We start from the raw sequence: 18,555 nt of genomic DNA on the forward strand, positions 1-18,555 counted from the left end.
CATCGGCCCTCGCTACCCTTCCCGTTGCGAGGCCCGCTCTACAGGGTTCAGCGTGCAGCAAGCGTGCAGAGTAGGCCCCACAACGGATCATGGGTGGCGACAGAGCTGGGGTTGACCATCCCTGGCTCCGGAAGACCCAGACCGCGCTGCTACGCGCGGCGCTATGACAACCCCGACGACGGCGATCACACCCGTGAGCGCGAAGACGGCCGCAAAGGGGCTCCCCGCGAAGGCAGCGAACACCAGACCGGTGGCGGCCAAGGACAACGCGCCGCCGAGGGAATCGGAGATGGACATGGCAGCACTGTTGAACCCCTGGTTGTCGGGCGTGGAAAGGGCAAGTGTCATGACACTCAGCCGCGGATACATCAGCCCCATCCCACCTCCGGCGAGGATCCACCCGCCCACAGCTATCGCGGGCGACAGGGACAACGCCGCCGTCACGAATGCCAACCCAATGGCTACCAGCACCAGCGCAGCCCCAATCCTCACTGCCAGGGCGTTAACCAACCTGGCGCCCATCCGCCCCTGAATCGCCGACGCGCCCGCCCACGCCAGCGCAGCGCCGGTCAGGGTGAGTCCTGCGAATGTCGGCATGAACGCGTACCGGTCGGTCAGCAGATACGGCAAGTACACTTCAGCCCCGAAAAACGCTGCCGACGCCAGGCCGCGAACTACGATCACGCTCGGCAACCCACGGCGCGCAGTCAAAGTTCCACGCGGCACCAGCGGACGCAGCGCCACCACTGCCAAGACAAGCGCGACGACGGCCATCACCCCGCCGAAACCCGGCACCTCTGCGGACAGGTTCAGTCCCAGGACGGCGAGGGCCGCGAGCGCCGCCCATCCCATACGGCCGAAAGCCCATGGGACCGGCTCGGCAGCGGGTTCCGGGTGCAGACCCCGAACAGCGGGCACCACCATGAGCAGCGCAGGAACAACCAACCCAACCACGCCCAGGAACACCCAGTGCCAACTGCTGAGTTGGGCAACAACACCAGCCGCGAACGGACCTACCAGTGACGGGACCACCCATGACGCAGCGAAAGCCGCGAAGATCTTGGGGTGCAGCGCTGGCGGGTAGACCCGGGCCACCAGCACGTACAAGGCCACAGTCATGGCTCCCCCACCGAGTCCTTGAACCAGCCTTCCAAGCACCAGGATCTCCATGGTTCCGGCTGTCCCGGCAATCAGCAAGCCAAGAACGAACAGTGCCACGGAGGCATACAACGGTGCAGCGGGACCACGGCGATCGGACCAGTTACCGGCACCAACCATTCCGATGACGCCGGTGGCCAGGGGCCCTGCAAAGGCAAGCGCATAAAGGCTTGCCCCGTGGAGGTCGCGGCTGACGAGCGGCATGATGGTGGTCACCGCAAGCGACTCGAAGGCGCTGAGGAACACCAGCGCGCAGGCCCCCACGGTGGCAAGCAGGTAAGGACGGCGCAGTATCCCGGCCGTTGCAGTGTCAGTGTTCATGGACGCTACCCTAAAACCTCAACTATTGTTGAGGTCAACTCGCCACCCCGTCACGGAAAAGAACCCATGCCCCAGATCCCCGGCGCCGCCCACAGGCCCCTGACGATTGGTGAGCTTTCGGAACGCAGCGGGGTCTCGCCGTCGGCCCTTCATTTTTACGAACGCAACGGGCTGCTCGCATCAGAGCGCACAGCAGGCAACCAGCGGCGCTACCGGAGGGACACCCTCCGGCGGGTTGCGTTCATCAAGACCTCACAACGCGTGGGACTCCCGCTCAAGGACATCCGGGATGCGTTGGATTCCTTGCCCGATGGCCGCACGCCCACCAAGCGGGACTGGGCAAAACTGTCGTTGCGGTGGCGCAAGGAGTTGGACGATCGGATCGCGGCACTGGAGCACTTGCGCAACGATCTGGACGGCTGCATCGGCTGTGGTTGCCTGAGCTTGAAGTCGTGTGCGCTCCAGAATCCGTCGGACGAACTCGGCGCGTCCGGTGCAGGGGCGCAGCGCTGGAATTTGCCCGGGTGAACAGTCAGACGATCGCGGTCATGACATTCCAGCCAACACCGACGCGCACTCGAGGCTGATAACCGCCGCCGTTGGTGCCTGGGTAGAGCCAGAGCACGCCGGTGGAATCACGGGCCAAAATGTCCGGGAGGTCGTCGCCGTCGAAGTCACCCGGAGTGACTTTGGCCGTCATGACGTCCCAGCCGAGGCCCACCAGCAATCGATCCGGATTCCACCCGCCCGAGCCGTCCCCTTCGTATAGCCACAGAGTCCCGTGGCTATCCTGCGCCAACACATCACGTCCGGGGGCATGAGTATTGCCTGGGCCCATGATCGCGGTCATATCGTTCCACCCGGTAGCTATCTTTGTGCGGGGAAGCCATCCACCCGAACCGTTTCCTGGATAGGGCCACATAACACCGGCCGAATCCCGCGCAAGGACATCACCCTTCCCATCGCCGTTAAAGTCTCCGGGTGCGACGACGGCGGTCATGGCGTTCCAGCCGACCCCTACCTTGGAGCGCGGAAGCCAGTCGGAGTGTCCATTTCCCGGATACAGCCACAGGTCGCCCGCAGCGTCACGGGCTAGTACGTCCGGCAGTCCGTCGCCGTTGAAATCACCCGCGGACATGATCAGATTCATCACGTTCCACCCGGACCCCACCTGGGAGCGGGGCAGCCAGCCTCCTCGCGCGTCGCCCGGGTACAGCCACAGTGCACCGGCCGTGTCACGGGCCAGGACATCGGTGTACCCATCGGAGTTGTAGTCCTTCCACAGGTTTGGTGAGCGCGGGGTGGGAACGACCCACAAGTAGTTGTCTTGGTTTGCGGGTGTCACATACCCCTTCGACCCATCGGGGAGCATTGTCAGCAGTCCGGGCATTTGCCCTTGCAAAAGAATTTGGCTTGTCGGTTTCAGCGCCGGGACATTCACAACCAGGATGTAGGAAGTAATCACAAAGAGGCGGGCGCCGTCGTGGCTGATCCGGATCGTGAAAGACCCCATGTTCACCGTTGGCGCACCGGATGGTTGGAGGTTCACGGTGGTCAGTGAGTTCCCCTTGAGATTGACCTCAGCGAGGGTGTATTCGTCCCGCGTCTGGTCAACGGTGAATGCGCGGGACCCGTCAGGCGTGAAAATGGGTGCCGTGGCCACGGCCTTTGTGGCAATCTGGCCAATGACAGCGGCCGCAGGGGTTCCTACCACTGCAATACCGCCCTCAACCTTCGGGTAGTACAGCTTTGCTCCGTCCGGAGACATTGAGCCCTCGGTTGGGGTTCCGCCCAGCGGGATGGTGTTTGTTACTGTGCCCGCGGATGTGGCAATAACGGAGACAGACTGGTCCGGGACGCTCAGGGCGAAGAGTTTGTCGCCTGCCGGTGAAACCAGGAGCTGAGAGGGTCCGCGGCCCACAGGAATTGTCATTTGGACGCGCGCCGCCGCCACGTTAATGACCGAGATGGAGCCAGGCCCTGAACCCACGCCCGATGCGGCGGCGTACGCGGTGAGCCCATCCCGAGAGACCGCCCGGCCCTGCACACGGCCGCCCATCGGTATGACAGTCGGCATCGTCGTCTGCACGTTTACGATTGTCACGCTGTTTTCCTGAGCGGTGCTCGTGGCGAGGAAAACCCGCCGCCCGTCGGGGCTAACAGCCATGGATGACACGTTGCCGACCCGGGCAGTTGCCTGGACGGTATCCGTCGCAACATTAATGACCGTGAAGTCACCTGCCGCAGAGGCTGCGAACACCTTCGAACTGTCTGGGCTGGCTTCAACAAATCGCGGGCTGGGAACCTCGATCCTTGCTGGATCCGTGGAGGGCGCAGCGTGAACCACATCTGCGACTCCTGCCTTGGACGCAATAGGGCCAGCGACAGCCGACACACCTGACGCGATCAGCCCCACCGCCATCATGATGCTCACCGCAGCTGTTCGGATCGGCATTTTGCGCGTGAAGAAGACCACTGTGTTCCCCCAATTACAGGCGCCGCAGGACCATCAGGGCGCGTTGAGCCTCATCGTAGCCACCATCAATTGGAATAAACAGACCCCGCTGTACCGCGGAGCCTGCCCCAACAGCAACAGGCGTTGCCTTAGGTCCACACCTCGCGGCAGGCTTGGGTCATGACCGAACACGCGAGCGACGGCGGCACTCAACATCACGAACAGCACGACGACGGCGACGCTTATGTTGGCGGGCTCCGGCCGGGAGGACTCCATCTCGACGAGGACGCAGAGAACGCCGTGGACATGTGGGACGGGATGTACCGGGAACGCCCGAAAGTGTGGAGCGGAAACCCGAACCCGCAACTGGTGGCCGAGGCCCGTGACCTGAAGCCGGGCAGGGCACTCGATCTGGGCTGCGGCGAAGGTGCGGACGCCCTCTGGCTCGCCGAGCAGGGGTGGACGGTCACCGCCCTGGACGTCTCCGCCGTCGCGCTTGAACGGGGGGCCGCGCATGCAGCGGAAGCGGGCCATGCTGAACGGATCACCTGGCAGCAACAGGACCTCACAGAGTGGGTGCCCGAGCCTGTCTTTGATTTGGTCTCGGCCCAGTTCCTGCACTCACCCTTGTTGTCCTGGCGCGATTCTCTGGCCTCGGCCGCAGCAGCCGTGGCTCCGGGCGGCACGCTGCTGGTGGTGGGGCACCACCCGCACGGGTTGCCGCCGTGGAGCAGCCACCATCACGACACCGAGGCATTCTTTACGCCTGAGCAGCTGGCGGAAGAACTGCGGCTGGAGGGCGGGCTGCGGCTGCACGAAGGGCCGTGGCGCGTGGACGTCCTGACAGCCCGGGAGCGGACCGTTACCGGGCCCGACGGCGAACCGGCCACCATCCTGGACGCAGTCCTGAAGGCCACCAAGCACAGCTAAACGCCAGCGGGCAGCAACTCTCCGTAGGGCGGGACAACCTTCCCTGTTGCGGTCGAGTCGGGATTCAGCATCCAGCCGACGCGTTTGGCGGTGTTCAGCATGACCACGCTCTCCACGAGTTGGATGCCGGGAATACGCTGCTGAACGGCCAACTCCATGTCCATGACCTCGGCCAATGAACGCAGCCACATGATCATGGTGAAGTTGGTGCGGCCGGTGGTGGACGCTGAGAACCGCACGTTCCGAACGGCACGCAGCTCGGTGGCTGCTGCCTCGTGCTGGCCTGCGGGAACGTTGGCGAACCACTGCACCGTGACGGGGAAACCGGAGAATTGCTGGGCGATTTCGCAGCGGAAGGACAGCATGCGGCTGGCCAGTACCCTCCCGAGTTGGCGTTGCACCGTGGCCGGATTCCTGCCGAGAGCACGCGCTATCTCTGCAGCGGTGACGCGGCCGTCCCGGGCCAGGAAGGGAATGAGCGCCAGGTGGCTCTCGGGCAGCGGGACCACGGTGGCGTCGGGGGCGGAGGGGTTGGCCGACTCGGGACCGGCGAGTGCCCGGAGCGCCTGCTGCTCGGCGCGGGTGAGGACATTGAGCCGCCAGGCGTAGCCACTGGTGTGGATGCGGGTGCAGAGGGCCGTGTGATATTTGGTGAGTCCCTGGATCGCTTTGAGCCGTGGCAGCACGCTTGTGCTGAGCTGGTCCAGGTCCTGGGTGATGACCGTCAGGGTAAGGTCCCTGTTGCTGGCCGCCTCTTCCACCGTAATGACTTCCGGCAGTTGGGCCACCGCTGCGGTGACCTCCGGCCTGAGGTGCATTTCGCAATCGATGTCCACCATGGCCAGGCACATGTCCTTGGGATCTCCCATGAGGTGGGCCGTGGTCCAGGCGGCACCGGAGGAGCGCAATCGGTCCCATCGCGAGGCCAACGTAGTGGCGTGGACACCCAGGACTTCGCCGGCGTCGGACCAACTGATGCGGGGCGAAATCTGTAAGGCGTTGACCAAACGCAAATCTTCTTCGCTGAGCTCCATCCCTTCATTCTCGCAGGGTCGTGCATGAATCGGGCCGTTGAATGACAAAAGTGCGTATTTCCAGATGTTTCTAGAATTGTGAGGCAGGTCACCACAAAATGGCATGAGGAACCAGATAGCCAAAGACCAGGAGCACCGCATGTCCATCGCCACCGATGCCAAGGAACTCACGGACGACATCGTCCGTTTCCGCCACGAACTCCACCGTGAACCCGAGATCGGCTTGCAGCTGCCCCGCACGCAAGAGAAGGTCCTCAAGGCACTGGACGGACTCCCGTTCGAGATCACCTTGGGCCAGGAGACGACGTCGGTCACGGCAGTGTTGCGCGGCGGCGCGGCGCATTCCTCGGCTGAGAAGCCGGTGGTGTTGTTGCGGGCGGACATGGACGGGCTCCCCGTGCAGGAAAGCACCGGCGTGGACTACACGTCCCGCGTGGATGGTGCCATGCACGCCTGTGGCCACGACCTCCACACCTCCATGCTCGCCGGGGCTGCAACGCTGCTCGCCGAACGTCGTGATCAGCTGGCCGGCGACGTCGTCCTCATGTTCCAGCCCGGAGAAGAGGGTTACGACGGCGCCAGCTACATGATCAAGGAGGGCGTCCTGGACGCAGCCGGCAAACGGGCGGACACAGCCTATGGAATGCATGTCTTCTCCTCCATGGAACGGCATGGCCAGTTCGTGACCAAGCCCGGCGTCATGCTCAGCTCCTCTGACGGACTGGTAGTCACGGTGCTGGGCGCCGGCGGCCACGGCTCGGCTCCCCATTCAGCCAAAGACCCGGTGACAGCCGCGGCGGAGATGGTGACCGCCTTGCAAGTCATGGTGACCCGCCAGTTCAACATGTTCGATCCGGTGGTCCTCACCGTGGGCGTGCTGCACGCGGGCACCAAGCGGAACGTCATCCCCGAAACCGCCCGGATCGAAGCCACCATCCGCACCTTCTCAGAGGCGTCCCGGCAGAAGATGATGGATGTGGTACCACGGCTGCTCAAAGGGATCGCCGCAGCCCACGGCTTGGAGGTGGATGTGGATTACCAGGAAGAGTATCCGCTCACCATCAACAGCGAAGGTGAGACCGCCACGGCAGCGAAAGTAATCGAGGGGCTGTTCGGGGAATCCCGGCACACCCGGATGGCCACGCCACTCAGCGGCTCCGAGGACTTCTCCCGCGTCCTGGCAGAAGTTCCCGGAACATTCGTGGGCCTAAGCGCCGTCCCCCCGGGCGCCGACCACGCGACGTCGCCCTTCAACCACTCGCCGTACGCAACGTTCGACGACGGCGTCCTCACCGACGGTGCGGCGCTTTATGCCGAACTCGCCGTGTCCCGCATCGCCGCCCTCGCCGGCAACTAAAATCCCCAGCCCCCGCTTAACTTGGAGAAGCACATGACCGCCACCGTAGGAACGTCCCCCGACGTCAAGGTCCACAAGTCGCATCTGCGCACGCTCGTCGGAACAGGGATCGGCAATGCCGTCGAATGGTACGACTGGGCGATCTACGCCACGTTCTCGCCGTTCATCGCCAGCGCCCTGTTCAGCCAGACCGACCCGACGTCGGCCGTGCTGTCCACCTTGGCGATTTTCGCCGTCGGATTCGTAGCCAGGCCGTTCGGCGGGTTCGTCTTCGGGTGGATCGGAGACCGGGTTGGCCGCAAGACGTCGATGACCATCGCCGTCGCCATCGGCGCCGTGGGCAGCCTGCTGATCGGCATAGCGCCAACATTCCAAGCGGTTGGTGCGTTCGCCTCGGTGATGCTGCTGATCGCACGGCTCATCCAGGGCCTGGCCCACGGTGGTGAGTTGCCGTCGTCGCAAACGTACCTTTCGGAGATGGCACCCAAGGAGCGCCGCGGTTTTTGGGCCACGCTGATCTACACGTCCGGCACTGCGGGCATCCTCGCGGGTACTCTGCTCGGTGCCATACTCACCGGTGTGCTCAGCAAGAGCGACATGAACGCCTGGGGTTGGCGTGTGCCGTTCCTGATCGGCGGGGCGCTGGGCGTTTACGCGTTATTCATGCGGGCCAAGATGAGGGAAACCCACGCATTCGAAGCTGAGGCTCCCAAGGAGAAGCGGCTGCCGATGTGGCCGCAGATCGTTAAGTACCGCAAGCAGGCGCTGCAAGTGGTCGGTCTGACTGTGGGACTCACCGTTGTCTACTACATCTGGGGAGTCGTGGCACCGAGCTACGCGGCGTCGTCGTTGAAGATGGACCGCGGTGCAGCGCTCTGGGCGGGCGTCATCGGAAACGTGGTGTTCATTGCCGCCTTGCCGTTCTGGGGGAAGCTGTCCGACCGCATCGGCCGCAAGCCCGTGATCATTGCTTCCTCTGCAGGTGCGGCATTGCTGCACTTCCCCATGACCTGGCTGTTGAAGGATTCGCCGTGGCAGTTGGCCGTGTCCATGTCCGTGATGCTGTTCTTCATCGCAGGCAGCGCCGCGATCGTTCCGGCCGTCTACGCCGAGCTGTTCCCCACCCACATCCGCACCATCGGCGTCGGTGTCCCGTATTCCATCTGCGTCGCCGTGTTCGGCGGTACGGCACCGTACCTGCAGACCTGGCTGGGCAGCGTCGGGCAGGGGTACCTGTTCAATGTGTACGCGGTGATCCTGCTGCTGGTGGGTATCGGGTTTGCCTTCTCCATTGCCGAAACCAAGGGCAAGGACCTCACTCTGTAGGTTCTTCCTCGTTGCGAGGCCCGCTCTGCACCCTTCTTAGGAGTTTTAGGGTGCAGAGCGGGCCTGGCAACGTTAAACAAAACGGTCCCGGCCTGCGCGGTAGCCGAAGAACGCACCGAGTGATCCAACCACCAGGAACAGGATTCCGGCGGCCGCAAACCCGCCCGTCGCTTGGTGCAACTGCCCCACCATCAACGTCCCCGCCGAGCCCACGCCGTACCCGACCCCCTGCATCATCCCGGACAAGTGCGCGGCTGTGTGGGCATCGCGGGTACGGACCATGATCATGGTGAGGGCGACGGCGGTCAGCGACCCCTGCCCCAACCCATTGAGCCCCGTCCAGACCCAAATGAACTCCGGTGGGCCGAAGATACTGAGGGCAAAACCGCCACCGGTCATCAACGCCACCACGGCATTGATCACCCGCTGGTCCTTGAGCCTGGCAGCCAGGGCCGGGGCGAACAACGAGCCAAGCATCTGCAGCACAATGGACACCGAAACCATCAAACCGGCCGTTCCGCCATCCACCCCACGGTCCCGGAGAATCGGTGCAAGCCAAGCGAAAACGCTGAAGGACATCATCGCCTGGAGGACCATGAAGATGGTCACCTGCCACGCCACGGCCGAACGCCACACGTTAACGCCACCACCGACGGCCTGATGCCGGACGGGATGCTGGCGGACCGCCAGGGGCAGGAACAGCAAAAGCACGACGCCGGCAGGCAGCGCCCAGAACCACAGCGCCGAGGTCCAGTGGCCGGTTGCCGTGAAGATCGGGTACGTGAAGCCCGCACCAAGGGCGGCCGAGGCACAAATCGCTGTGGTGTACAGCCCGCCCATCAAGCCGAGCCGCTGAGGAAAGTCCCGCTTGACCACACCGGGAAGCAGCACGTTGCACAACGCGATGGCCGCCCCGCACGCGGCGGTCCCAAGGAGGAGGGCCGGCAAGTGACCCACCCCGGGGAGGTCCACGGGCCTGACGAGCAACCCGGCTGTGAGCACCGCCATGGCGCCCAGAAGCACACGTTCTGCACCGAACCTTCGGGCAAGGACCGGGGCAACGGGCGCGAAGACCCCGAGCAACGTAACCGGCACCGTGGTGAGCACCACCAGCGACCAGCCCGGCAGGCCGGCGTCGGACGTTATCTCCGGAAGCACCGCCGAGAAACTCGAGAAGACCGTCCGAAGGTTCAAGCCGATCAGGACAAGGCAAATACCGAGGTAGACCAAGCCCCGTGCGCCGTTGAGCCAGGTAGGGTCCGCTGCCGGTTCTTCATCGATCTCGGCGTCCACGGCGATCTCGGGTCGGATGGATTTCCCGGGGTGCGCAGGGTTCTTCGAGGCGGTCACGCCTCCCATTGTGTCAGCGTGCCCCCTTCCAGCCCGTTCCACCTCGGGCAGCCGAAGCCAAGTATTCTGGAATGGATGAGTGAAACCCCAGATTCCCCGCGCCCCATCACGCCCGGCAGCCAAGCTTCCTTCGGTACGTATGGTGGGCGGCCTGTCAGCTTTGTGCGTCGAGGCACCCGTTTGCAGGGTCGCAGGCAAGCTGCGTGGGAGGAGCACGCTGAGCGCTGGGCCATCCAGGTCCCCCGGCACGTGGCCAACACCTCGGTGCACCCGGATTACACGTTCGACGCCGAGGCAGTGTTTGGGCGGAAGGCTCCCCTGATCGTCGAGATCGGATCGGGACTGGGCGACGCCGTTGTCCACGCTGCTGAACAGAACCCGGACAAGGACTTCCTCGCCGTGGAGGTCTACACCCCAGGGCTGGCCAACACCATCATCAAGATCAACAGCCGCGGGCTGACCAATGTGCGCGTGGTGGAAGCAAATGCGCCCGAGGTCCTTGAGTCCATGCTCCCGGCAGGCTCAGTCAGTGAACTGTGGGTGTTCTTCCCGGATCCGTGGCACAAGGCCCGCCACCACAAGCGTCGGCTCATCCAGCCTGCCTTCGCAGCCGTTGCTGCCAAGGCCCTCGAAAAGGGCGGGTATTGGCGTATCGCCACTGACTGGTCCAACTACGCGGTCCACGTTCGCGAGGTCCTCGCCGGGTCACCGGACTTCGAGAACATGCACGACGGCGAGCGCAGCGGCGAGGACAGCCCTCTGACCCAAGTGTGGCAGTCCGGCGTCGAATCCGTGGTGGGTGGGGCGCCCGTCCGCGAGGGTCGGGCTCCTGTCAGCACCGAGCACACCGGGCCGAACGAAGGCGTGGACGAGGAAGGCGGCTGGGCTCCGCGCTTCGAGGGCCGCGTCCGGACCAGCTTTGAGAACAAAGCGCACGAGGCTGGCCGCATGATCTTCGACCTGACCTACCGCAAGATCTAGCCCGGCTTCCCGACTTAAGGCACCGAGATCGACGCCACGGTCTTCTGCGCCTCATCCCGGAGTTCCACGCCAGCAATCCCCGCCAGCTGGACCGGCGTCGCGCCCGTTACCTTGATCCGACCACTCGGCGTCGCAGTCCAACCACACGTAAGCTCCTCGGCGCCGTCACGGCCCTTCACCCAGAGATAGAGCGTTCCGGCCAAGGGCATGCTCTTGCCATCGACGTCGAGTTCGGTGCCCCAGGTCTTCTTCACCATGGCGACGGTGAGTTGCAGACCGTTGTCTGCTTGCACCGAGTAGCTTGCGTCGGGCTTTGGTGGTTGGTTCAGCAATGGGCCGCCTAGGACGCCCGCTGCCAAGCAGGCCGCGGCGACCGCACCCACCAAAGCGGACCACCGGCGTCGTGACTTTTTCCTTTGCGCAGCGAGATCTACGAGGATGGCCTCCGGGACCGTTTCGGCTTCCACGAGGGAAAGCGGCGCGCTGGCGTGGCCGCTGGACGTGAGGGCAATGGCGTCCGCAGCGGGCAAGGCGTCGAGCAACGCCGGCAGGCTTTCGAGGCCTTCCAATTCACCGCGGCACTCGGCGCAACCGGCGAGATGGTCTGTGAACGCCCGCTCTTCTACAGGGTCCAGGCCGCCCAGCAGGTAGGCTCCCAGCAATTGGTGGACAGAGTCAACGCTCACCGTTCCACCCCCATTTCGTCAAGGATTGTTCGAAGGGCCTTCACTGCATAGAAGGCCCGGGATTTCACCGTGCCGCTGGGGATGTTCAGCTGTAATGCTGCCTCGGCGACGGTGTACCGCTGATAGTGGAGGGCCACCAGGACCTCCCTGTGTTCGTGGCTGAGCCTCAGCAGGGCCTCCTCCATGAGCACACGGTTCAGGAGTTCGTCCACGCGCTCGGTAGCGGCGTGGTCCGGGAGGTCATGCTCCCCGGTTTCGTGCGGCCGCCTCTGGGATTTGCGGTAGTTGTCGATGATGACGTTGCGGGCCGTCCGGAAGAGGTAGCTGCGCAGGCTGCCGGTGATTTGTGGGGCGTGTTGCCACACCTTGAGGATGGTTTCCTGAACGACGTCGTCCGCCATGTGCGTGTCCGAGGTACAGCTGAGCACGAAGCGTTTCAGCGCTGTCCCGTGATCTCTGTAGATCGCGGCGACCACGTCTTCGTCTAAGGCCATTACCCACCTCCGCTGCGATCCCTTCCACCGCTCCTGCCCATAAGACGTGCCCCGGCGGAAAAAGGTTCACCACCCGTGAACCATTCTTCCCCCCTTGGCGTCATAGGGGGTAGCGCCAGCCCATCCCGGCCGGCTCATCAAAGGAGCAAGAGATGAAAAAGCAACTCAGCCTCGGGTTCAGTGCACTTGTCCTCGCCGCCGCCCTCGCCGGATGCGGAAGCAGTTCCGGGACCAGCGCCGGCTCCTCCGCAGCACCACCGGCGTCGTCGGGTTCCAGTTCGAGTTCGAGTTCCAGTTCCTCAGCAGCGTCCAGCTCCGGGGCCGAACTGAAAGTTGCCTCCTCAAGTGCCGGGCAGATTCTGGTGGACAGCAGAGGCATGAGCCTGTACTTCTTCACCAAGGACGTCAAGGACTCGGGTAAGAGCTCTTGCACCGGAGCCTGCTTGGCCCTGTGGCCGGTATTGACGACGACGTCCGCCACACCTGCCGTTGACGGGGTCACGGGAACCGTGGGCACCATCGCAACTCCGGACGGCAAGAAGCAAGTGACCCTCAACGGGATGCCCCTGTACTACTACTCCAAGGACAAGAAACCTGGCGACGTCCTCGGACAAGGAGTCGGCAGCGTCTGGTACCTGGCAGGCCCGAGCGGCGAGATGGTCAAGGGTTCGGCAAACTCCGGGTACTGAGGCCAGGGTAGGGGCGCGGTGCTGCGTTAGCATGGTGGTATTCACCAAATTCACCCCGTTGCCTAAATTCACCACCCTGCCTAAATCCACCACCCTAGCCAAATTCACCAAATTCACCTGAATTCACCTGAACCTGGAGACTGCTGCGAGGCCCCGACCGAGAACCCCTTCAGACCCACGGCTGGGGCCACCCCTCCGGAAGTCATCGGCCGCTCCGGGCTTCTGGACGAGTTCGAATATGGCTTGGAGCTTGGCTCGGGCGCACCGGGTTTGCTATCGATCTTCACTGGCGCCCGGGGCATCGGCAAGACGGTCATGCTGGGGCAGCCCACGACGTCGCCCGCGAGCACGGGTGGGCTGTCATCGCCGAGACCGCCACAGGTACATTCATGGGCCGTATTGGGGAGAAGATGCGGCGGTTGACCCAGGAACTGGGTGACAATTACGAATCCCGCCGCCGTATCACCGGGATGTCCGTGGCCGGTTTCAGTATCACTTCCCAACTGACACCCGAACGCCAAGTCGACTGGCGCGAACTGGGAGAAGCCCTCCTGGCCCTGCTTGATGAACACGGCACGGGGTTGCTCATCACGGTGGATGAGATCCACGCCGCTGACCGCGCCGAGCTCGCCCAATTAGCGGCCAGTGTGCAGCATTTCATCCAGGACCGACTGCCCATCGCGTTGATTTTCGCTGGGCTGCCCGCAGCCGTATCGGACCTTCTGAACGAAGGCGTAGCGACGTTCCTTCGGAGGGCCGACAAGATCGACCTGCATGCCGCGGCCGTCAGCGACGTCGAGAAGTCGTACACCGACACTTTTGCCGGAGCTGGCATCAGCATCGCGCCTGGGCTGATCCGAGAGGCAGCAGCTGCCACAGGAGGATATCCCTTCCTGATTCAGCTCATCGGCTACTTCCTCTGGCGAGAAGCTGAGAAGAACAACGGCCAGCTACCCCCGAAAGCGGTCAACAGGGCCATCGCTGCCGGCATCCGACGCAACGAACGCGTCGTCATCGAGGCAGCCCTCGCCGCCGCATCAGCCAAGGACAGGGAGTTCCTCCATGCCATGTCCATCGATGACGGACCCTCCGTGACGGCCGACATCATCCACCGCACGGGATCGCGGCCAACTCTCGTTGCGAAATACAGGAACCGGCTCTTGGACGCCGGACTCATCGAATCAACAGGTCACGGCAAAGTCGATTACGCCATTCCCGGCCTCCGAGAGTACCTGCGCAAGAACCCCGACTCCTGACTCCGACGTGACTGGCAACGCCTATGGCGCCGGGGAACGCGGCGCCATAGGCGTTTACCGGGGAAGCCCTACGCGTCAGCGAACTCGGACTCTTCGAACTCAACGGCGGCGATGATCTCCTTGGTCTCCGGGTGGATCATGAAGGCTTCCTCGTCCTCTTCCACCATGATGTAGTCGCCGTGATCGGTGGAGAAATGCCAGGCGAGGGTGGTCACGCCGTCGTGGTCGTAGTTCGGGTCACCCATGGTGATCTTTTCCAAGGCGTAGCCAGCCACATCGCACAGTTCGCGGATGATGACCTCGAACTCGGGTGCGCTGGCGAGGGCTTCCTCGTCCGCTTCGGCTTGGCGCTCGGCGAGGTCCGGTATCTGTGCAACCCGTTCGGCGATGTGCGCTTCGATCTCTTCGTCAGTAAGGACCAGAAGCTCGGACTGACCACGAAGGTAAGCGGCGTTGAGGTCGATGATGTCCTCTTCCTCCAGCAGGCCTTCGAACTCACCGTCCAGCTCATCAAGCAGCACGACGCCGGCAACCGGCGTCTCCGACTCGTCCAGTTCGCCGTCGAGATAGGCCTCCGCTTCGTCTTCGCTCAGCGCGTCGAAGGCGGCGGCAGTCCGGTTGAACAGGTCCAGTGCCGCGTTGCGCCCATGCCTTCCAAACCGGCCCTTACGAAAGCATCTACTTCTTCCCGTTCGGGTGCGGTGAAGACGTACTGCGCGAACCCACCGGACAGGGCCTGCGTCAAGTAGAAATCCACGAAGTAGCTGTTCAGCGCTGCTGGAGCGATTTCGTCGCTGTTGAGGAGTTCCTGGTACATCTCGTTCACGACGGTGACGTTGGAGTCCACAACCTCCGCGTTGCCGGCTTCAAGGCTGGCCTTGCTCAGGACGACGGGGTACTGGTTGGTAGTCATGGGAAATCCTCACTGCTAAAAGCTCATGGTGCTCCGGACACTTTCAACGTACGCGGGGCAGTGGCGCGGCAAACGAGGTTGGGGTTAACGGTGGGCGAAGTTTGGGGGCCGTCCCGGGCTGACTAAGATTGAACAGATAACCTCCTGCCGAAAGTAGCCCGACGCATGCCGTCCCACACAGACGAAACCTGGGAACTGGCCATACAGACTCCTGCTATCAACGACCGCTCCCTCGCGGCCGGGCTGGCCTATGCCATGGGAAGCCGGGTCACCGGGGTCACGTTCGATGCGGGCACCGGCCTCCTGCTCGGCAAAGTCCGCGGCAGCGGTCCCCAGCCATATTCGACGTCGGCAAAATTGGTCCGCAAGCCCAGCGGCTGGAGCTGCACGGTAGGTATTTGCAGCTGCCCGGTCCGCAAGGATTGCAAGCACGTGGCGGCCCTGCTGTTCACCGCCGAAGACCACCCCACTATTCGGGCGCAACTCCTGTCCCAGGCTCCGGGAATCCAAACCGCACGGCCCCAGCACAACGCCACGGCACGTCCCGCTTGGGAACAGGCCCTCAACAGGTTAATAACCAAGCCCGCTACTGCCCCAAGCGCGGCAGGAATCCAGCTGGCCCTTCAGTTCGAGGTTGAAGAGCCAGCCGCCCACTTCTCCTACACAGGCCGTCGGGACCCCATGCGCAGCGTCCGGCAACTCAAGGCCCGGCCCGTGATGATGGGCGCCAAAGGTAAATGGATTCGCGGTGATGTCTCGTGGAACAACCTGACCTACATCAGCTTCCGGCGCGAATTCAACGAGGTCCAGGTCGAATGGCTCCAAACATTCCTCGCCGCCCACGGCTCCAGCAACGGACGCCAGCAACCATCGGGCGCCATGTGGTTGAGCCTGAACGACTTTGCGGCCAAGAACCTCTGGTCATTACTCGCGGACGCCACCAAAGCCGGCATCCCCCTCATCCACTCGGCTGGTAGTGAGCCTGTCCGCGTCGAAACCCAACCCGCCGTCGTCGGACTTAGCCTGGCGCGAGTGGGCACCGACGCGACCGAGCCGACCAACCCAACGCACGACGGCGGCCTGCAGCTCGCGCCGTCGATCACCGTTAACGGTCACTCGATTGATGCCGGAACCGTGGGCTTCCTCGGTAAGCCTGCCAACGGCATCTTCTTCACCCATGCCAGCGAATCGCTGCCCGGCGTACCGCAACTGAACAACCTCATCACCCTTGCCCCGATCGAGGGTGGCATCACCGATGAGTTGCTGGAATTCGTGAGCGACGGCCAAACGCTCCAGATTCCGGCGGAGGACGAGGGCCGGTTCCTGACCTCGTTCTACCCGAAGCTGCGGCAGTCCACGGCCGTGCAGGCGGCGGATGACTCCGTGGAGCTGCCTACCCTTGCCCTTCCCACGCTGTCCCTGCTCGCGAATTACGGCAACGACCACAAAGTCCGGCTCCACTGGGAATGGCACTACAAGTCCGGCACGCTCGTCACGGCTCAGCCACTCTGGCGCCACCCGGATGATCGCGGGTACCGTGACGACCCCGAGGAAGAGCGCATCTTGGAGTCCCTCGGGCGGCCGTGGGATGTGGTGTCCGCGTTGGCGGAATCGTCCACTGGCGGCTGGGGCGCTCCGCGGTTGGCGGCCTCGGCAGAACTGAGCGGCTTGGACACGCTGGCGTTCACGGAGGAGGTGCTGCCCGCGCTCAAGGACCTCCCCGACGTCGTGGTGGAAACCTCCGGTGACATCGCTGACTACCGAGAGGCCGAAGAGGCTCCCGTCGTGTCGATTTCCACCAAGGAAACGGCCAGCGGTGACTGGTTCGATCTCGGCATCGTGATCACGCTCGAAGGCGAACCCGTCTCTTTCGCTGCGGTCTTCTCTGCCCTCGCCGCTGGCCAGACCCGCATGCTGCTGCCCAGTGGCGCCTACTTCTCGCTCGACCTCCCCGAACTTCACCAGCTGCGGGCCCTCATCGACGAGGCCCGGTCCCTGCAGGACAACCCGGACAACAAGGACGGAACCCTGCAGATCAGCCGCTTCCAAGCCGGGCTCTGGGACGAGCTCGCGCAGCTCGGCATAGTTGACGAACAGGCGGCCGCGTGGCGGGAGGCCGTGGGTGGATTGCTCGACGACGGCGTGACAGGGCTGCCGCTGCCGGCCGGCCTGAACGCTGAGCTGCGTCCGTACCAGCTGGAAGGGTTCAACTGGCTCAGCTTCCTGTACAAGCACAGCCTCGGCGGTGTGCTGGCCGATGACATGGGCCTTGGTAAGACGGTCCAGGCGATCGCGCTGATGTGTGCCGCGAAGGATCTGGCAGCGAAGGATGCTGCGAGGGATACTGCGGGAGTACCGCCGCGGGCTCCTTTCCTCGTGGTGGCGCCCACCAGCGTCGTCAGCAACTGGGCGCTGGAGACGGAGCGGTTCGCGCCGGGACTTGTGGTGCGGACCGTCGGGGAAACCTTCGCCAAGAGCGGCCTGGCGCCGGCGGAAGCGTTGGCCGGTGCCGACGTCGTCATTACCTCCTATGCCTTGTTCCGCATTGACTACGATGCCTACGCGTCCTTCCACTGGGCCGGGCTGATGCTGGACGAGGCGCAGTTCGTGAAGAACCACCAGTCCAAGGCGTACCAGTGTGCCCGCAAACTGCCGGCCCGTTTCAAGCTGGCCATCACCGGCACGCCGCTGGAGAACAACCTGATGGAGTTCTGGGCGCTGACCTCGATTGTGGCGCCGGGTCTGTTCCCAAGCCCCAAGCGTTTCGCCGAGAACTACCAAAAGCCCGTGGAAAAGAACGGGGACTCCGCGCAACTGGGTAAGCTCCGGCGTCGGGTCCGTCCGCTGATGATGCGCCGCACCAAAGAGCAAGTCATCAAGGACCTGCCGCCCAAGCAGGAGCAAGTACTTGAAGTGGTGCTCAACCCACGGCACCAGAAGGTCTACCAGACCCACTTGCAGCGCGAACGGCAGAAAATCCTGGGCCTCATTGATGACGTCAACAAGAACCGCTTCACGATTTTCCAGTCGTTGACGTTGCTCCGGCAGTTGAGCCTTGACCCGTCATTGGTGGATTCATCGCTCTCCGGCGTTCGATCCTCGAAGCTGGACGTGCTGTTCGAGCAACTCGAAGACGTCATCTCCGAGGGCCACCGGACACTGATATTCAGCCAGTTCACCGGTTTCCTGGGCAAAGTCCGCGACCGTTTGGACGCTGAAGGGGTGGAGTATTGCTATCTCGATGGCTCCACGCGGAACCGCGGCGATGTGGTGAGCGAGTTCAAGAACGGCACGGCTCCGGTGTTCCTGATTTCGCTGAAGGCCGGCGGCTTCGGACTCAACCTGACCGAGGCTGATTACGTGTTCCTGCTCGACCCTTGGTGGAACCCGGCGTCGGAGGCTCAGGCTGTGGACCGTACCCACCGCATAGGCCAAGACCGGAACGTCATGGTGTACCGGCTGGTAGCGAAGGACACCATCGAAGAGAAGGTCATGGCCTTGAAGGCCAAGAAATCGCAGCTGTTCGCGGACGTGATGGAAGGCGACGCGATGGCCGGTGGATCGTTGACGGCGGACGACTTGGCGGCACTGTTCGCGGAGTAGGT

14 protein-coding genes and 1 pseudogene are annotated in these 18,555 nt (G+C 63.7%); 8 read left to right on the forward strand and 7 right to left on the reverse strand.

Annotated features, from left to right (window positions below; genetic code table 11):
• Positions 1–87: 87 nt before the first annotated feature.
• Entirely contained in the window at positions 88–1,479 is a 1,392-nt protein-coding gene (locus QRN04_RS05515; RefSeq protein ID WP_284975155.1) for an MFS transporter, read from the reverse strand.
• A gap of 66 nt (positions 1,480–1,545) precedes the next feature.
• Here QRN04_RS05515 and soxR point away from each other — a divergent pair, with 66 nt between their 5' ends.
• Positions 1,546–2,007, forward strand: a complete 462-nt coding sequence (gene soxR / locus QRN04_RS05520; protein WP_284975156.1) for a redox-sensitive transcriptional activator SoxR — start codon at positions 1,546–1,548, stop codon at positions 2,005–2,007.
• A gap of 4 nt (positions 2,008–2,011) precedes the next feature.
• Here the strand turns inward: soxR and QRN04_RS05525 are convergent, their stop codons facing one another.
• Positions 2,012–3,934 (reverse strand): FG-GAP-like repeat-containing protein, encoded by a 1,923-nt coding sequence (locus QRN04_RS05525; protein ID WP_284975157.1) that lies wholly within the window; start codon positions 3,932–3,934, stop codon positions 2,012–2,014.
• A gap of 180 nt (positions 3,935–4,114) precedes the next feature.
• Here QRN04_RS05525 and QRN04_RS05530 point away from each other — a divergent pair, with 180 nt between their 5' ends.
• On the forward strand, positions 4,115–4,864 hold the full coding sequence (locus QRN04_RS05530) for an SAM-dependent methyltransferase (protein WP_502868762.1): 750 nt from the start codon (positions 4,115–4,117) through the stop codon (positions 4,862–4,864).
• Here QRN04_RS05530 and QRN04_RS05535 read toward each other — a convergent pair.
• Positions 4,861–5,898 (reverse strand): Lrp/AsnC family transcriptional regulator, encoded by a 1,038-nt coding sequence (locus QRN04_RS05535; RefSeq protein ID WP_284975158.1) that lies wholly within the window; start codon positions 5,896–5,898, stop codon positions 4,861–4,863. The genes QRN04_RS05530 and QRN04_RS05535 overlap by 4 nt on opposite strands.
• 139 nt (positions 5,899–6,037) lie before the next feature.
• Between QRN04_RS05535 and QRN04_RS05540 the strand changes: the two genes are divergently transcribed.
• Together QRN04_RS05540 and QRN04_RS05545 are read left to right on the forward strand one after the other, a co-directional pair.
• Positions 6,038–7,255, forward strand: coding sequence for a M20 metallopeptidase family protein (locus QRN04_RS05540; protein WP_284975193.1), 1,218 nt, complete (start codon positions 6,038–6,040; stop codon positions 7,253–7,255).
• Between the two features lie 33 nt (positions 7,256–7,288).
• Positions 7,289–8,581, forward strand: coding sequence for an MFS transporter (locus tag QRN04_RS05545; RefSeq protein WP_284975159.1), 1,293 nt, complete (start codon positions 7,289–7,291; stop codon positions 8,579–8,581).
• A gap of 72 nt (positions 8,582–8,653) precedes the next feature.
• Here the strand turns inward: QRN04_RS05545 and QRN04_RS05550 are convergent, their stop codons facing one another.
• Positions 8,654–9,940, reverse strand: a complete 1,287-nt coding sequence (locus QRN04_RS05550; protein WP_284975160.1) for a CynX/NimT family MFS transporter — start codon at positions 9,938–9,940, stop codon at positions 8,654–8,656.
• A 66-nt stretch (positions 9,941–10,006) separates the two neighbouring features.
• On the opposite strand from QRN04_RS05550, the gene trmB reads away from it, so the two are divergent.
• A complete protein-coding gene (gene trmB, locus QRN04_RS05555) occupies positions 10,007–10,912 on the forward strand; it encodes a tRNA (guanosine(46)-N7)-methyltransferase TrmB (protein ID WP_284975161.1) in 906 nt (301 codons plus the stop codon).
• 14 nt (positions 10,913–10,926) lie between these two features.
• Here trmB and QRN04_RS05560 read toward each other — a convergent pair whose 3' ends face one another.
• Both QRN04_RS05560 and QRN04_RS05565 read right to left on the reverse strand, forming a co-directional pair.
• A complete protein-coding gene (locus QRN04_RS05560; protein ID WP_284975162.1) occupies positions 10,927–11,598 on the reverse strand; it encodes an anti-sigma factor family protein in 672 nt (223 codons plus the stop codon).
• A complete protein-coding gene (locus tag QRN04_RS05565) occupies positions 11,595–12,092 on the reverse strand; it encodes a sigma-70 family RNA polymerase sigma factor (RefSeq protein WP_284975163.1) in 498 nt (165 codons plus the stop codon). The genes QRN04_RS05560 and QRN04_RS05565 overlap by 4 nt, the downstream gene beginning before the upstream one ends.
• Before the next feature lie 152 nt (positions 12,093–12,244).
• Here QRN04_RS05565 and QRN04_RS05570 point away from each other — a divergent pair, with 152 nt between their 5' ends.
• On the forward strand, positions 12,245–12,781 hold the full coding sequence (locus QRN04_RS05570; RefSeq protein ID WP_284975164.1) for a COG4315 family predicted lipoprotein: 537 nt from the start codon (positions 12,245–12,247) through the stop codon (positions 12,779–12,781).
• Positions 12,782–13,170: 389 nt separating this feature from the next.
• The gene (locus QRN04_RS05575) at positions 13,171–14,037 is read left to right on the forward strand and encodes a DUF8462 domain-containing protein (RefSeq protein WP_284975165.1); all 867 of its coding nucleotides are present in this window, start codon (positions 13,171–13,173) and stop codon (positions 14,035–14,037) included.
• A 68-nt stretch (positions 14,038–14,105) separates the two neighbouring features.
• Here QRN04_RS05575 and QRN04_RS05580 read toward each other — a convergent pair.
• Positions 14,106–14,950, reverse strand: a pseudogene (locus QRN04_RS05580) (DMP19 family protein).
• A 165-nt stretch (positions 14,951–15,115) separates the two neighbouring features.
• Between QRN04_RS05580 and QRN04_RS05585 the strand changes: the two are divergent.
• Positions 15,116–18,553 carry a DEAD/DEAH box helicase gene (locus tag QRN04_RS05585; protein ID WP_284975166.1) on the forward strand — a complete coding sequence of 1,146 codons (3,438 nt, stop codon included), beginning with the start codon at positions 15,116–15,118 and terminating at the stop codon, positions 18,551–18,553.
• The last annotated feature ends 2 nt before the right edge of the window (positions 18,554–18,555 follow it).

Origin of the sequence: Arthrobacter sp. efr-133-TYG-104 (genome assembly GCF_030208915.1) — a bacterium.
Lineage (GTDB): Bacteria > Actinomycetota > Actinomycetes > Actinomycetales > Micrococcaceae > Arthrobacter.

Bases quoted from the DNA above. Each gene is read 5' to 3' on its own strand.
- QRN04_RS05535 (WP_284975158.1), bottom strand. From the start codon at position 5,898: ATGGAGCTCAGCGAAGAAGATTTGCGTTTGGTCAACGCCTTACAGATT.
- QRN04_RS05575 (WP_284975165.1), top strand. From the start codon at position 13,171: ATGGGCCGTATTGGGGAGAAGATGCGGCGGTTGACCCAGGAACTGGGT.
- QRN04_RS05515 (WP_284975155.1), bottom strand. From the start codon at position 1,479: ATGAACACTGACACTGCAACGGCCGGGATACTGCGCCGTCCTTACCTG.
- QRN04_RS05530 (WP_502868762.1), top strand. From the start codon at position 4,115: ATGACCGAACACGCGAGCGACGGCGGCACTCAACATCACGAACAGCAC.
- QRN04_RS05565 (WP_284975163.1), bottom strand. From the start codon at position 12,092: ATGGCCTTAGACGAAGACGTGGTCGCCGCGATCTACAGAGATCACGGG.
- QRN04_RS05570 (WP_284975164.1), top strand. From the start codon at position 12,245: ATGAAAAAGCAACTCAGCCTCGGGTTCAGTGCACTTGTCCTCGCCGCC.
- QRN04_RS05540 (WP_284975193.1), top strand. From the start codon at position 6,038: ATGTCCATCGCCACCGATGCCAAGGAACTCACGGACGACATCGTCCGT.
- QRN04_RS05525 (WP_284975157.1), bottom strand. From the start codon at position 3,934: ATGCCGATCCGAACAGCTGCGGTGAGCATCATGATGGCGGTGGGGCTG.
- trmB (WP_284975161.1), top strand. From the start codon at position 10,007: ATGAGTGAAACCCCAGATTCCCCGCGCCCCATCACGCCCGGCAGCCAA.
- QRN04_RS05550 (WP_284975160.1), bottom strand. From the start codon at position 9,940: ATGGGAGGCGTGACCGCCTCGAAGAACCCTGCGCACCCCGGGAAATCC.
- soxR (WP_284975156.1), top strand. From the start codon at position 1,546: ATGCCCCAGATCCCCGGCGCCGCCCACAGGCCCCTGACGATTGGTGAG.
- QRN04_RS05545 (WP_284975159.1), top strand. From the start codon at position 7,289: ATGACCGCCACCGTAGGAACGTCCCCCGACGTCAAGGTCCACAAGTCG.
- QRN04_RS05585 (WP_284975166.1), top strand. From the start codon at position 15,116: ATGCCGTCCCACACAGACGAAACCTGGGAACTGGCCATACAGACTCCT.